At 35.1% G+C, this 15129-nt stretch carries 9 protein-coding genes and 2 pseudogenes; 5 read left to right on the top strand and 6 right to left on the bottom strand.

Annotated elements, in window-relative coordinates; genetic code table 11:
- Positions 1-2: 2 nt before the first annotated feature.
- Positions 3-4559, bottom strand: coding sequence for an amino acid adenylation domain-containing protein (locus ACQKNR_RS05490; protein WP_427315982.1), 4557 nt, complete (start codon positions 4557-4559; stop codon positions 3-5).
- A gap of 14 nt (positions 4560-4573) precedes the next feature.
- Positions 4574-5827, bottom strand: coding sequence for an MFS transporter (locus tag ACQKNR_RS05485; protein ID WP_427315981.1), 1254 nt, complete (start codon positions 5825-5827; stop codon positions 4574-4576).
- A 645-nt stretch (positions 5828-6472) separates the two neighbouring features.
- On the opposite strand from ACQKNR_RS05485, the pseudogene ACQKNR_RS05480 reads away from it, so the two are divergent.
- Positions 6473-6727, top strand: a pseudogene (locus tag ACQKNR_RS05480) (IS6 family transposase); the annotation flags it as partial.
- 362 nt (positions 6728-7089) lie between these two features.
- Here the strand turns inward: ACQKNR_RS05480 and ACQKNR_RS05475 are convergent.
- Positions 7090-7194, bottom strand: a pseudogene (locus ACQKNR_RS05475) (nucleoside triphosphate pyrophosphohydrolase family protein); the annotation flags it as partial.
- 575 nt (positions 7195-7769) lie between these two features.
- On the opposite strand from ACQKNR_RS05475, the gene ACQKNR_RS05470 reads away from it, so the two are divergent.
- Both ACQKNR_RS05470 and ACQKNR_RS05465 read left to right on the top strand, forming a co-directional pair.
- Positions 7770-8372, top strand: a complete 603-nt coding sequence (locus tag ACQKNR_RS05470) for a DUF2441 domain-containing protein (RefSeq protein ID WP_427315979.1) — start codon at positions 7770-7772, stop codon at positions 8370-8372.
- Between the two features lie 33 nt (positions 8373-8405).
- Positions 8406-9347, top strand: coding sequence for a nucleoside hydrolase (locus ACQKNR_RS05465; RefSeq protein ID WP_427315977.1), 942 nt, complete (start codon positions 8406-8408; stop codon positions 9345-9347).
- 187 nt (positions 9348-9534) lie between these two features.
- Here the strand turns inward: ACQKNR_RS05465 and ACQKNR_RS05460 are convergent, their stop codons facing one another.
- Complete coding sequence (locus ACQKNR_RS05460) at positions 9535-10401, bottom strand: MBL fold metallo-hydrolase (protein WP_427315975.1); 867 nt, start codon at positions 10399-10401, stop codon at positions 9535-9537.
- Positions 10402-10556: 155 nt separating this feature from the next.
- On the opposite strand from ACQKNR_RS05460, the gene ACQKNR_RS05455 reads away from it, so the two are divergent.
- Both ACQKNR_RS05455 and ACQKNR_RS05450 read left to right on the top strand, forming a co-directional pair.
- A complete protein-coding gene (locus tag ACQKNR_RS05455) occupies positions 10557-11294 on the top strand; it encodes a ZIP family metal transporter (RefSeq protein ID WP_427315973.1) in 738 nt (245 codons plus the stop codon).
- Between the two features lie 83 nt (positions 11295-11377).
- Positions 11378-13078, top strand: a complete 1701-nt coding sequence (locus ACQKNR_RS05450) for a pyruvate oxidase (protein WP_427315971.1) — start codon at positions 11378-11380, stop codon at positions 13076-13078.
- A 44-nt stretch (positions 13079-13122) separates the two neighbouring features.
- Here the strand turns inward: ACQKNR_RS05450 and ACQKNR_RS05445 are convergent, their stop codons facing one another.
- Together ACQKNR_RS05445 and ACQKNR_RS05440 are read right to left on the bottom strand one after the other, a co-directional pair.
- Positions 13123-14124 carry an ABC transporter permease gene (locus ACQKNR_RS05445; protein ID WP_427315969.1) on the bottom strand — a complete coding sequence of 334 codons (1002 nt, stop codon included), beginning with the start codon at positions 14122-14124 and terminating at the stop codon, positions 13123-13125.
- Position 14125: 1 nt separating this feature from the next.
- Positions 14126-14992 (bottom strand): ABC transporter permease subunit, encoded by an 867-nt coding sequence (locus tag ACQKNR_RS05440; RefSeq protein ID WP_427315967.1) that lies wholly within the window; start codon positions 14990-14992, stop codon positions 14126-14128.
- Between the last annotated feature and the right edge of the window lie 137 nt (positions 14993-15129).

Genomic DNA, 15129 nt, shown 5'->3' with positions numbered 1-15129 from the left:
ATTTACACCCTCTTCTTTGTTAATTTAAGTAATACTTTGCTCAAGCTTTCTTCCGTAAGGTCCTCCGCATCAGCAAAATCTGATACCGTAAAAGCAGACTCTGTTGTTGGTTTATTTATAAGTTGACGAAGATACCTCAACATACCATCTGCTATTGTTTGTATTTTTAATCTAGAAAACTGTTCTCTACTATACATCCAAACAAAATGTAACTTCTCATCTTTTACCATACCGATAACCTCAATTAGATGAGATGGCTTGGAATCTGGAGCATGATCTAATAATGTAAACCCCGTCTCTTGCATAAACAAAGATTCCTTTGAAAACACTTGATCAAATTGGCCCAAATAATTAAAGCTTATTGAAGGCTTTTGCTGATAAAACGGAAGTAATTCTTTCTTCAAGTAACGTAAAATACCGTAATCAACTCCGCGATTCGGAATTCGACGCAATTGATCTTTTACAGCCTTTAATCCTTCAATAGGTGTTTTAATTCCTTGAAAATTCAGATGAACAGGATAAATACTCGTGAACCAGCCCACTGTCCGTGATAGATCAATACCTTCAATCATCTCTTCTCTCCCGTGTCCTTCTAGATGAATAGAAACCGTTTGCTGATTTGTACAATCGACGATAGCTTGTCCTAATACCGCCAATAGTACCTCATTAATCCTTGTCTTATGAGTCACTGGAACTACTTGTAACAATGCATGTGTTTCTTCTACTCCTAGAGTCCTCGTCACTTGATCAATCGATTCTTCTGTTGTTTCTTGTATTGGGTAGTCCATTGAAATTTTCATCGTTTCTTTTTCTACCTGTTCATTCCAATAATCTTGTACTTCTTTTGAAATACCCGAATCACTGTATGTCTGCAGTCGTTCCGACCACTCTTTAAATGATGTACTTTTCGCAGGTAAGCGAACTCCTTGCCCTTGTTTCATCTGGTTATATACCGCCTGTAAATCTTCCAATAGAATTCTCCACGATACTCCATCTACTACTAAATGATGAATCACCCAGAATAGTCGATCATTTCCAGTCAATGTATCCTCGAAGTAAACTACTCTCATTAACGGACCTGTAACTAAATTGAAACTAGCTTGAGTAATGTTCACCTCTTCTTGTATTACTTTATTCCACGCTTGTTCATTAGCATTGTTCCGTTTTACCACATGAAGTACTGACTGCTCATCAATCCCTTCATTTCTCTGCCTCCACGTTCCATTTGGTAACTGTTCGTACCGGAAACGTAAAGCATCATGATGTTTGATTAAATTTAATATCGCTCCCTCTAGTAACTTCACGTCCAATCTCTCTTTTACTCTTAAAAGCATCGATTGATTCCAATGCTCCGGACGTGGATGGTCTTGCTCGAAGAACCAGTACTGAATTGGAGTAAGAGGCACATCTCCTGTCACAATTCCCTGCTCCGCTTGTACTCCCTGCGTTTCTATAGCCACTTGTGCCAACTCGGCAATGGTTGGGCATTCAAACATTTGCTTTGGAGTAAGTTTTAATCCCACTTGACTTGCTTGAGATATGATTTGAATACTGAGAATCGAATCGCCACCAATTTCAAAGAAGTTATCATAGATTCCCACTTTTTTAACACCTAATACTTGCTTCCAAATGGTAGCCAGTATCTTTTCGTTACTATTCCGAGGGGCAACGCATTCACTGTTAATCTGCTTTTCCTCCGGCATAGGTAAGGCCTCACGATCAACTTTACCGTTAGCCGTTAGTGGAATGGCTTCCATCGTCACAAATCCCGAAGGGACCATATAGCTCGGTAGTTTCGCTTTAAGATACTCTCTCCACGCACCTACTTTTCCATCTCCTACAACATATGCTACTAATCGTTTATCACCCGGTTGATCTTCTCTAACAATTACAACAGCCTCTTTTATAGATGCATATGCATTTAACGTAGACTCAATCTCCCCAATCTCAATTCGGAAACCACGTATTTTAACCTGATGATCAATTCTTCCACGATAATCCAGATTTCCATCCGGCAAATACCTAGCTAAGTCTCCTGTCCGATATAATCTTTCTTTCGGATCACTACTAAATGGATGAGGTATAAAGCGCTCTGCAGTTAATTCAGGTCTATTTAAATACCCACGTGCAAGCCCTGCCCCGCCAATATAAAGCTCACCATCTACACCTATAGGTACAGGTTGTTGATAAGCGTCTAGTATATACACTTCTAAATCTGGAATTCGCTTTCCAATATTACTTCTTGAAGCTTGCTGCACATCATCTTGAGTAATTGGATAATATGTAACATGAACTGTAGTTTCTGTAATTCCATACATATTAATTAACTGCGGTTCTTTCTCCCCATACCTTTGAAACCACGGTAACAAGCTAATAGGTTCTAACGCTTCTCCGCCAAATATCACATAACGAAGCTGCAAGTTTTTATTCTCATCTTCTTGTTCACACACTTGTATTAGTTGTCGAAATGCGGAAGGTGTCTGATTTAGAACTGTGACTTCTTCCTCCACCAATAATTGATAAAAATCCTTAGGCGATCGACTAATCCAGTACGGAACAACAACTAATTTCCCACCATATAATAATGCTCCCCAAATTTCCCATACTGAGAAATCAAATGCATAAGAATGAAAAAGCGTCCAGGTGTCTTTTTCATTAAATTGATACCAACAGTCCGTCGATTTAAATAAACGAATGACATTGTGATGCTCTATCATAACGCCCTTTGGATTCCCTGTTGATCCCGAAGTATAGATTACGTAAGCTAGGTTTTGGGAACTTGCATCAGAAACCGGCAAGGTCTTACTTTCTTGCCCAATCTCATCTCGATCACGATCCAGGCAAATCGATTTAATATTTTCTGGTAACCATTTCAATTCTTTTAAACTTTCTTGCGTTACGAATAACTGAATGCCAGCATCCTCTAAAATATATTGAAGTCGCTGCTCTGGATATGTTGGATCAAGTGGAACATAAGCTCCACCAGCCTTCAAAATCCCTAAAATACCTACAATCATTTCGAGAGAACGTTTAACGCACAGTCCAACTAAAGTATCAGGTCCTACTCCTTTTTTCTGCAGATAATGAGCTAACTGATTTGCACGTTCATTTAGCTCCCTATAAGTGACTTTTCCTTTTTCATACGTAACTGCAATAGCGTTTGGACAAATCATCGCTTGTTGTTCGAACAATTCATGAATAGTTACTTGAGGTGGAAACTCAAGCTTAGGATTGTTGAACTCTATTAAACTTTTTCTTTTATCTTCATCAGAAATGATTTCGATTTCAGCTACCTTCTGCTTTGGATTTTCAAAAGTGTTTTCTATTATCGCTAACATAACGTTAAAAAAACGTTTTATCTCTTCTTTAGAAAATAGCTCCTCACGATAATCAATATGTACATGTAAAGAGTCTATATCAATTAAATTTTCAATATGCACCGCGAAATCTTGTACCTCTTCACGGTTTGGAATCCATAGTGAGTCACCACTTTCATCACGATCTCTATAATCAATCGTAGTTCCGAAAAGTCTCACATTGCTATTATTCTCTTTATTAATCTGCTTTAATAACAAATCAAATGGGTATTTCTGATGTCGTAATGATTTACTTTGTTTTCTGGACACCCTACCAATAAATGAAAGCACCTCTTCTTCTGGATCGATATCCATTCTTAGAGGAACTGTACTCACCATCATTCCAATTAATTCCCGTTCCATTTTAGTCATACGGTTGCCATAAGCCATTCCTAATGAAATATCAAGCGATGAGGTCCACCGATACATAGACAACGAGAACGCAGCAACAAAAATGGTATATAAACTAAATTTGAAATCTTCAGAAAAAAGCTCCATCTTTCTCTTCAAATGCTCCGATAATATAAACGTCTCACGTGATGCTTTGGTACTAACTTGGTACGTATTATAGGGCTTCAATCCCGTCACAGATGGAAGTGTTTTAAATTCCTCTAACCAGAATTTTTGATCTTTTTGAAAGCGACTACTATTCAAGTATGTTTGTTCATTGGCCAGAAATTGAACATATGAATTTCTAATTACGCCTTCCTCAGTCTCGCTATGCATCTCATAATAATATTTTGCAATCTGACTGGTAAATATTTGGATTGATAAACCATCCATGATAATATGATGAACATTCCCAAAAACTGCACATTCATTATCGTTTAATTTTATTAAAGCGAAATAGTATAAATTTGAATTAAATAATGTAAACGTTTCTTTTGTTTTCTGCTCGATCCATTTCTCAAGCAAATCTGAATCCTCCACGGAACTGAAATCGAAAAACTCAAATTCTTGTTCTTCATGTTTAATAAAATATTGTTCAGGTTCCTGATGCCCATTTTCTTTTAATCTGATGCACAGACCGTCATTTTCACTGATAACACGATTCACAACTCGGTTTAATTTTGAATAATTCATTTTTCGATGAAGTTTAAATAAGAACCTTAAATTACATATCCCTTTATTAGAATGAATAACTTCTGTATACCATATTCTTCTCTGCGGGTGACTTAATGGATAACATTCCTCATTGGTCATAAAAAATCTTCCCTTCAAAAATTATTTACTCTTATAGGTTCTTGTTTATGTTTAGTCCATAAATATTTCTGCAGTGATACCCCAATTACTCCAATGATAATAAGCCCAATCCCGCCATAAACATAGAGTTGAGTTACTCCAAACAAGTGAACTAATGGGCCACTCATAGCAGGAGAAATAATTAGAACTGCGTTTGTTAAACTGCTTTGTATACCAAATACTCTTCCTACTTGATCTTGATCGGATTCTATTTGTAAAATGACTTGATTAGATACAAGCATCAATCCACTTCCAATACCAGCGATAAAACTAATCAGATAAGCCAAAATGAAGACCGTACCGGGCGTTATTAGACCAATGCCCCCAAAACCAATTCCCATTAAAACCATACCTCCACATACTACCCAGCCATATTGAAATTGTTTTAATTTCTGAGTTAGTAATGCACCAAGTATCCCCCCAAGACCAATAATAGAAATGATATATCCCATTTTACTTTTATCATGTGGAAACAAGCTCTTAAATAAAGTAGGGAACTGTGAGTCTACTAATTGTAATACTGCCATGGCTATTGTAACGAAAATCATAGTTGATAATATTATCCGATTAGATAACACATAGCCCCACCCTTGTACCCAAGCGGTCCAAGTGCTTTGCTTTTGCTTTTCAACAAGTTCTTTCGATATAGTTTCTTTGAATTTTATTGTGGGTATCAGAACTAAAGTAGCTAATAAACAACTTATAGCTCTTATAATGAGGCAGAACTCTGGCTGAAACCAACTTAGCAACACGCCTCCTATAAGTGGACCTACTATCTTGGTTCCCTGCTCAACTATTCCGTTGATACTTACTGCTTTAGTAAGCAAATCAGGTGACACAATCTGTCTTGTTAGTGTTTGCTGTGCAGGATAATAGAAAACAATAAAAATAGAACGAATCATTAATGCTAATAAAAGCCAATGGATACTTTGTACAAATAAAAGAGCAATTGTTATTAGACCAACCATAAGATTACAAAACATCATAATTGGAATTTTTCTAAAGCGATCTGCAATAACACCTGCCCATGAGCCAAAAATAATTCCAGGAAGTGCATACGCAACTGGAATCAACCCAATCATGGTAGGGTCTACTTCCCATTCAAATCCCACAATAGTCATAATAGCTAACATATCAATAAACACACCAAGCATAAGCAGTGAATAGGCAGAGAAAACCTGTAAATAAACCCTATTCCCTAATAGACTTTTTGAATCGATAGTTTTCATAAACCAGGCTCCTTAAGTTTACTAAAACTGATGTTTTTGTGTACACAACACCCTTTTTTGCACATAATTTTCCATTCTAAATATTTCTACCTAAGCTTTAACACTATCCAAATTTCAACTAACTATAAAGTTCAATACCTTTTGAATAATCTACGCATTCAAATATATTTAGTTTTAGTTCTTACACATTTTCTTCTGACTTTAAAATGATCTTCTTTACCTATAAACGAAGACGGATTAGATAATCTGTAGTCATGTTGTCATTACTAAAACATTAAACAACGAGAATAGTTCGTTAATTTATTGGGGCAATTTTTTTGATTTCATATTCTACAAGCTACAACTCTATTTGATGAAAATAATTAATTAATAACTCTGTAACCTTACTATTTACAGCAGCTTAAACATCAAATCCACACCCCTTTTCAGAATTTTCTTTTTTATATGTAAAATACTATCACACAACTTTTCCAGCTACTATCTTCATAAAGTTGAAATAATCAAATTAGAAAATTCAGACATAAAATGAAATAATATACCAACTCACTCTAATGTTCATCGAAGATTTCTAGTTCTGTTGCAAAGTGTTTAAAACGAAGCTAAACTTTTGCAAAGTAGAGTGAAGGGAGTCATAAACGAGTTATTTTAAAGGAACAGGGCTTTTATAAACATACAACTCCTTGTACAATCAAGCATTTGAATAATCTCATAAAACAGGAACGTAGACATGTAAAACGCCACTTTGCCAAATCTGCAGGACTTCAAGGTCTTCACCATGCTTCGCGCAATTTGAAAGAAATCGAAACGATTCATGCTATATATAAACAAAAACGAAGTTTGCAGCCAAACTTCGTTTTTTCAACGTACAATGAATTACAGCAATTACTCACAATTTCATAGAATTCAGCTATACCCATCCCAACTTTACTAAAATATTTTTAGAATTGATGTGTTTCAGATATTTATGATGACAATAAAGAGATACAAAATATCTTCATTGAATAAAATGACACTTTACTTGTGCCATTACATATAATTTTGATACCAAATAACGCTTTTGTCATAAATCTTATTAACCTGTTCCATGTCTCTTAAAACTCTGTAAGCCTCATATACTTTATTACCCGAAAGTAATTCAATCACTCGATCATGTCGTTTGAATATTAATTTTTTTTAACTAGATAGATTAATTCTTCCATGCTTGTTATTTCTACTTCTTTTTTTCATTATTCATATTCCGTCCCCTCTCTTCTTAATAAAATTCAAATTTGGTATTTCTCCACATCAACGTACTTTTGACTAGCTTCTCGACTAGATCCGTCTGGATACCTTTTTGCTATTTTAGAAATGTTCATTTGAGCGATATCTGTTTTAAGAAGTATCCACTTTCTTGTCTCACGTTCAAAAAGTTTAGACTTTCATGTCCTTTTGCCTAGACAAGAAACTACCAACCTAACTTTTCATAATGGCTATTTAGCAACATTTATTCATAAGATTTCAGCTTAGATTTTTTATAAGAGGATTACTTTACTTATAATTATTAAAGTATAGTAAATAATATTTGTGGATTTGAAATGATGTAAAATCTTTAAAAGACTTAACAAAAATGATTTTTCTTTTTTGCTATTAGGTTAATGATTCAGGCGTGTTTGAAAAATTAACCTATAAGATATTTTCCGGAATACCATCTTTTTAATAACTGAAATACCATGCATTCTTGTATCACTTCTCTTTGAGTCTTTGTCATTATATCGATATCGAAAACTCCTTCGTAAGTGAACATTTTGTGAACGGTTTTAAAACATTTACGTGTATTTCTTTCACTCTTCAATCAAATCCTCCCACTTTATAGCTTTGTACTTATAAAGGTTTTATATATTTCAATGTTGAATTACTAAACTTAACATGAAAATACTTGATAATTACTACTAGGAGGATAACCATGAATGAACAAGGATTTTACGTATATCACATCGTTACAAGGAAAAAAATGAACATCGGACAAATCATTTATTTTGACAAAAATCAAACTAACACTTTATTTCACTTCTTTTTTGAAAGAGAGCAATTAAATGCTAATGGTGAAGATTCCGTGGAGATTTTAAAAAATCATTATATAAATGACGAATTGCATATAAATAGTGAAAATGCTCAAGTAGTTATGAATTATATGGATCAAACAATTAGAGCAGTTAGGGAAACGATTGTAGAAAGGGTTAGGCTGCAAGAATATCCTGAATACCCTTCAAGGTTGTCTTGCTTATATGCTTCCAAAAGCTATGAGGATGCTTTGAAATGGAAAGCGCTATTTGATTCTTACAATCGAGAAGTTTTGCAGATTGTTAAACTACGAGTGATCGGAAGTTCTTTTGAAGGTGACGGAAATCTTTTACCGAAAGAAGATGGTATTCCTTTCTCTCAAAAAATTGAACAAGCTAGAGAATATTGGAGAGGAAATGTAAATAACGAACTCCCTGAGTTACTGATTAATGGGAAAATTGAAGTGATGGAAATTATTGATGACTTTTCCTCAATTCATATTTAATTCCTAACTAAATCATATAGGATGGAGATTATAATGAAGAAAAAAGTGTACTTTAATCATGATGGCGGCGTAGATGATTTAATTTCATTATTTTTATTACTTCAAATGGAAAACGTTGAACTTACTGGTGTATCTGTTATTCCAGCAGATTGCTATTTAGAACCTGCAATGTCTGCAAGTCGTAAAATTATCGATCGCTTCGGCAAAGGTAATATTGAAGTAGCAGCGTCAAACTCTCGTGGAACAAATCCATTTCCAAAAGACTGGCGGATGCATGCATTGTATGTAGATGCTTTACCAATTTTAAATGAGTCTGGAAAAGTTGTAACACCTGCAGCAGCCAAACCTGCGCATCATCATTTAATAGAAACTCTTCTACAAACTGAAGGAAAAACAACTTTATTATTTACAGGGCCCCTAACTGACCTTGCCCGTGCATTATATGAAGCTCCCATAATCGAAGATAAAATTGAACGTCTCGTTTGGATGGGCGGTACATTTCGTACTGTAGGCAATGTACATGAACCTGAGCATGATGGAACAGCCGAGTGGAATTCGTTTTGGGATCCCGAAGCAGTAGCTCGTGTATGGGAAGCAAAAATTGAAATCGACTTAGTGACACTAGAAAGTACAAACCAAGTTCCGTTAACTATAGACATACGTGAACAGTGGGCAAAAGAGCGAAAGTATATTGGTGTTGATTTCCTTGGTCAATGCTATGCGATGGTTCCCCCTCTCGTTCACTTCTCAACGAACTCTACTTACTATTTATGGGATGTACTAACTACTGCGTTTGTCGGAAACACTAATCTTGCAAAAACTCAAGCGATTAATAGTATCGTTCATACATACGGACCTAGCCAAGGACGTACAGTGGAAACTGCTGATGGACGACCAGTAAATGTAGTATATGATGTAAACCACAATGTATTTTTCGACTATATAATTGAATTAGCAAAGAAAGCTTCTACTTGAACCCTATCTATACGAAAAACAAATAAAATGGTATAACTTCAGATGATGACCAGCAAAAAAATTTAGAAATTGGTTGGGACTTAATATTTAATTATTAAAAAGAGTATTGAATTAACTTTCAATACTCTTTTTGTGCAGTTACATTATATTTGATCAAAATAAGCGTTAATTTGATTAGAGTTGTGTTTTACAGATTAACCATTTCATAACCATTTACAAAGTACGCTATTGTTTCTAACTCATCTTCATTTAATTCTCTATCTAGGTCTCGTTTATACGCTTCCTTTATCTTCTCTTCATCGCCTTTATGAGCTTCTGTATAAGTTCCTACTGTTTTTAGTAAATGAATCTCTTGTAAAAACTCATCTCGATCTATAGCTTTCCCATGAGAAAGAATATAGGTTTCAGCATCAAATTTCTCTAATTCTTCTATTAATGTAAACGTTCGTTTCGTCGTATAGTTCCACTTCGAAGAAAAAATATCTGCATATATACAGTCTCCTAAAAACAAAATCTTTTCTTCTTTAATATACATAACAACAGAATCATGTGAATGGTCTCCGCCCACATGTTTTAACACACATGTCACTTCACCAAGGTCTAATTCAAGTTGATTCTGAAACGTTACGGCCGGAGGAATAATTTGAATATTTCTCGATTTTTCGCTAAACTCTTTTTTTATACACTCTGCACAAAATTCAATTTCTGTTCCTTCTTTTACACGTGCGTCCAATGCCTCATCTGTCCATTCATAAGAAACAAGTGTATTCATCTCTTTTTTCGTTTCAAAATGCGCAATAGTTACTGCATCTTGTAATACAGGCAATCCAAAAATATGATCCCAATGCCAATGCGTTAATGCTACGAAATCAGGATTTGATACATTCTGTTCTTTTAGCATTTCTAAAAATAATTGTGCGTGTGCTTCTGAATTTCCTGCATCAATCATTAAAGTTTTTTCTTTTCCAACGACCATTCCTAATATTGGTCTATCTGTCTCTGATACTGGTGTCATATACCAAAATGAGTTTCCTATTTTTTTGATTTGCTGCATAACTATTTCCCCTTTTCATCTTTCCACCTAAATTTAATATATAAATTATAACGAATTGCTAGTTTTTTCTCTATAATCAAACACAATTACTTGGACTAATCTAACTTTCCTTTTCGTAAGCTAAAAATAAGGGACTAGAATCGGAGTGTGATACTATGGAACGATTATGGATTCCAATGATTGTAACATTTTTTTCTTTCGGTGGATTACTATTAGGAGGTGCTGTTGGAGTAGCAACACGCCAACTAATTGAAGAAAAGATGCATCGTTTATACGCATTATGTGGTGGTATTTTACTTGGTTTATTAACGTTTGAAATTATTCCTGAAACATTTTCAAGCTATGAAATAATAGGTCCTATACTTGGAATAGCTATCGGGATATTAATTATGAGTTTATTAGATAACTATTGTCATCATCCAATGATACATAAAAAGGATCAACAAGCATGGCAAACCTTCCTTTTTCTCTCTTTCGCTATATTCATTCACAATATGCCGAGCGGCTTTGCGTTAGGCACAGCTTTTATTAATCATGCTGACTCTGCCATTCCCTTTTTAATAGCAATCGTCATTCACCATATTCCAGAAGGATTAGCTTTAATTATCCCCTTTCTCTTTACAAAGCATAAATATATTTCATTTTTATTAACAACTTTATTACTTTCCCTTATTCTCGGTACCGGTACGGTTTTTGGCATTTTAATGGATGGAAAAGCTCTTCATTTACAAGGACTTATTATGGGGAGTGCTATTGGTTCACTTGGCTATGTGACAATTCATGAAATGCTTTGGAAGGCAAAGAAACACCTATCTTTCCCTTCATTTCTAACATGGGCAACTAGTGGATTTTTACTAATAACAGTGTTTACATTATTCACTGGTCATCATTAACGCTAATAAATTTTATCATTTGTATATTTTTCCTTTTTCTCCAAAACATAAAGTTATGTACCTACTTATAAGGAGGAAAAATTATGTTTGAGAAAACAGCAGGTGAAGCATTAGTTGATCTATTAATTGACTGGGGAGTAGAACACATATACGGTATGCCTGGAGATTCCATCAATTCGATAATTGAAGCTTTAAGAAAAAAACAAGATAAAATTAAATTCATTCAAGTTCGCCACGAAGAAGCTGGCGCATTAGCAGCAGCTGCTTATGCGAAATTAACAGGAAAACTTGGTGTTTGCATGGCAATCGCAGGACCTGGAGCTATTCATTTATTAAATGGTTTATACGATGCAAAACTCGATAAGGCCCCTGTACTAGCAATTTCAGGACAAGTAGAAACCGATTTACTCGGGACAGATTTTTTCCAAGAGGTAAACTTAGAAAGAATGTTTGATGATGTTGCGGTTTATAACCAGCGCATTATGTCAGCAGAACAGTTACCTGCTGTAGTGAATCAAGCGATTCGAATGGCATATACGAAAAAAGGTGTATCCGTTCTTACTATTCCGGATGATGTTCCAAAATTCGAAGTGAAAAATGGCGCTCGTGTTACAAACACTTCTTTTACATTGCCTGAGCTATTTCCGCAAAAAGAAGATTTAGATGCAGCGGAACTCGCAATAAATGAAGCGAAAAAACCTGTTATTTTAGCTGGTAAAGGTGCAAAACATGCAAAAGAATCTTTACTTGCATTCGCAGAACATATCGGTGCTCCAATCGTACTTACATTACCAGCTAAAGGAATTATTCCTGATGAACATCCGTTTTGTATCGGTGGATTAGGATTAATTGGAACGAAACCTTCTTATGAAGCAATGAAACATGCGGATACTTTAATTATGGTTGGTACTTCTTATCCGTTCACTGGTTTCTTACCTGAAAAAGCAAAAACAATTCATATCGATACAGATCCTGCCCAAATCGGGAAGCGTTATGCAACAGATATCGGCTTAGCCGGTGATGCTGATAAAACATTAAGATGGTTAATTGAAAATGTTGAAAAACACACAGACCATTCCTTCTTAGAACACCATCAACAAATGATGAAAAAGTGGGAAGAAAAATTACACGATCAAGAAGAAGATTCTTCCAATCCAATTAAACCACAACGCGTTATACATGCTTTGCAGAAAGTAGCAGAAGATGACGCAATTCTTTCAGTTGATGTCGGAAATGTAACAGTATGGACAGCAAGACACTTCCGTATGACAAACCAGCAATTTATCATTTCTAGCTGGCTCGCAACACTTGGCTGCGGTTTACCTGGTGCACTTGCTGGAAAAATTGCTTTCCCAGATAAACAAGTATTTGCAGTTTGCGGTGACGGCGGGTTCGGAATGACAATGAACGACTTTGTAACAGCTGTTAAATATAAACTGCCAATCGTTGTCGTAGTATTGAACAATAATAAAATAGCCATGATTAAATTCGAACAAGAAGTTATGGGTAATATCGAATTCGGCACAGACTTAACGAATCCTGATTTCGCAAAATACGCAGAGGCTTGCGGCGGTATTGGCTACCGCGTTGAGAATTTAGATGAATTACTTCCTGCTTTCGAAAGTGCAGTAAAACAAAATAGACCGTGTATTATTGATGTAGTTGTAGATGCTAACGAAGCACCAATGCCTGCAAAAATCACATTTGGTCAAGCAGCTGGTTATACGAAACATATGATAAAAGAATTATTTGAAGAAGGTAAAATTGATTTACCTCCACTTTAAATGAAAAGGATAGCTGAAAACAATTTGTCTTCAGCTATCTTTCTTTATTTTTGTACCTCTCTATAGAAAGAAAAATCATTCATAGTAGGTTGTACTTGCTTCTCTACTTTCACTTCTTTCTTTCCCCTCTTCGGCCTTCTCACATTTCCTAGTTTAATCGCATCTTGCATACTATTACTAATCAGATTTCCTGCTAGAATTGTCATACTATAAAAAGCAATCGGAATAAGTACAATCCATGTATGAGTAGTTAAGTGACGAAAGTTTTGACCAATTAGGCCAGTCCATTCTTTTGTTACACTATCTGTCTCTGTACCAAAGATTATTGTTCCGCCGAAAAACAATTGTAACAAACCAAGATGCAAGAGAAGTAATAAAGTGCTTACAAATTGCTGAGCTACTAATAAAAGAAATGATGGTAACATATGCGGCCATACATGGCGCTTCAGTCTCTGCCACTTACTCCCACCGAGCACAGTGGCCGCCAACATAAATTCTTCATTCTTAATACGTTTTACTTCTTGCGCTACATACAACATAACAGTTGGTACAGCAAGGCACGCAAGAACCACAATCTGAAACGCAACCCGTAAATGAAACGGAGCAGCTGCTTCTCCACTTTGGAACGTTAAAACTTCATTTAGCATAAAATAAGAAATCATAATCATCGGTACAATACTAAACGGATCAAAAAAAGATGAAATAACTGGAAATGAACGTTTACTGTACATACCAAGTAATAAACCGATAGATCCACCAATTACTACACGTAAAACTGCGACAACTATACTTGCACCAACTGTCCATTTCGCTCCTTCTATTATTAACTGGAAAAGATCGCGTCCTTTCTCATCAGTGCCGAACCAAAATTTACTCGACGGTGAAAACGGTGCAGCCTCTAATTCTCCTTTTTCGTTATACATCATCGTTAATTCACGAATATTCCCGTCAAAAAACACCGTATTTCCAATACTAACAATCATTAGTACACTCAAAAAAGTAACACCTAGCCAAAATCTAACATCTCTTTTTACAACTTTCCACATACTACACACGCTCCTTTATAACATTTTGTAAAAGCGTATGTAATAAACGAAATAGTATAAAAAGCGGTACGTATAATATAACTAAACTCACTGTAAATATCTCTAATTTGGAATTTTCTTTTACAAAAACAAACATGCCGTACGTATTAAATAGCCATTCAATAATATATAAATTTGATAACATAAATAAAATATTTGTTTTTGCATAATAGACTGTTGTTAACAAGACATTCCTTGAAATATGGTGCATCAAAATATGTCTTAAACTTAGTCCTTTACTCTTTGCAAATATGCTATAATCTTTCTCTAATTCTTCTCTGAAACGTAATAATAGTAGCTTAATAAATAATAACGTTGTAGGTATAGCAAGGCATATTATTGGTAACATGCGGGCTCTATCCTCGCCAAATCCCGCATGTTTCACTGGCATAAATCCTGTTTTTTGAAAGATAATTACTACTAGAAGTTGAGATAGTAAAATTAATAAAATGTCCGGAATACTTTCAAGTGCGACGAAAATCCCATTCCACATACGTTGCTTTGATTGAGAGCGCTGTAATACCCACACGACGATAAGATACGCAATGAGTAAAGATAGTATAAATGCCGAAATAAATACAGACATTGTCTCTACATAATGAATCCATATTTGTGGAAATAATTTTCTTGAGTCCCGAAATCCATATGTAATCTCACCCGGTTGTAGTAACTTCTCTCCAAGAAACACAACTGTGTTCCAAAAACCGATTAAATCCAATTGCAGTCCTTTAAATAAACGCGGAAGTGCACCTAAAAAAAGGATACAAATAAGTGCCGTAAATAATTGTAAACATGTAATTCCACACCACTTACCAATTCGAATGAACATAACTATTACCCCTTTTGTTTAAATGAATATTCAGAAATTAAACTCATGTATAGGACCTATACCTTTTAACAAAATAACTCCTCTCTCGACAAAACATATCGATTTCCGTCATTTCTCGGAAGTTGCATTATATCTTT

The sequence above is a fragment of the Bacillus sp. NPDC094077 genome (assembly GCF_050279465.1).
In the GTDB taxonomy this organism is placed as follows: Bacteria; Bacillota; Bacilli; order Bacillales; family Bacillaceae_G; genus Bacillus_A.
The sequence above is the reverse complement of the archived record's forward strand: the minus strand, read 5'-3'. Positions and strand labels throughout refer to the sequence as shown.

Bases quoted from the DNA above. Each gene is read 5' to 3' on its own strand.
- ACQKNR_RS05490 (WP_427315982.1), bottom strand. From the start codon at position 4,559: ATGACCAATGAGGAATGTTATCCATTAAGTCACCCGCAGAGAAGAATA.
- ACQKNR_RS05485 (WP_427315981.1), bottom strand. From the start codon at position 5,827: ATGAAAACTATCGATTCAAAAAGTCTATTAGGGAATAGGGTTTATTTA.
- ACQKNR_RS05470 (WP_427315979.1), top strand. From the start codon at position 7,770: ATGAATGAACAAGGATTTTACGTATATCACATCGTTACAAGGAAAAAA.
- ACQKNR_RS05465 (WP_427315977.1), top strand. From the start codon at position 8,406: ATGAAGAAAAAAGTGTACTTTAATCATGATGGCGGCGTAGATGATTTA.
- ACQKNR_RS05460 (WP_427315975.1), bottom strand. From the start codon at position 10,401: ATGCAGCAAATCAAAAAAATAGGAAACTCATTTTGGTATATGACACCA.
- ACQKNR_RS05455 (WP_427315973.1), top strand. From the start codon at position 10,557: ATGGAACGATTATGGATTCCAATGATTGTAACATTTTTTTCTTTCGGT.
- ACQKNR_RS05450 (WP_427315971.1), top strand. From the start codon at position 11,378: ATGTTTGAGAAAACAGCAGGTGAAGCATTAGTTGATCTATTAATTGAC.
- ACQKNR_RS05445 (WP_427315969.1), bottom strand. From the start codon at position 14,124: ATGTGGAAAGTTGTAAAAAGAGATGTTAGATTTTGGCTAGGTGTTACT.
- ACQKNR_RS05440 (WP_427315967.1), bottom strand. From the start codon at position 14,992: ATGTTCATTCGAATTGGTAAGTGGTGTGGAATTACATGTTTACAATTA.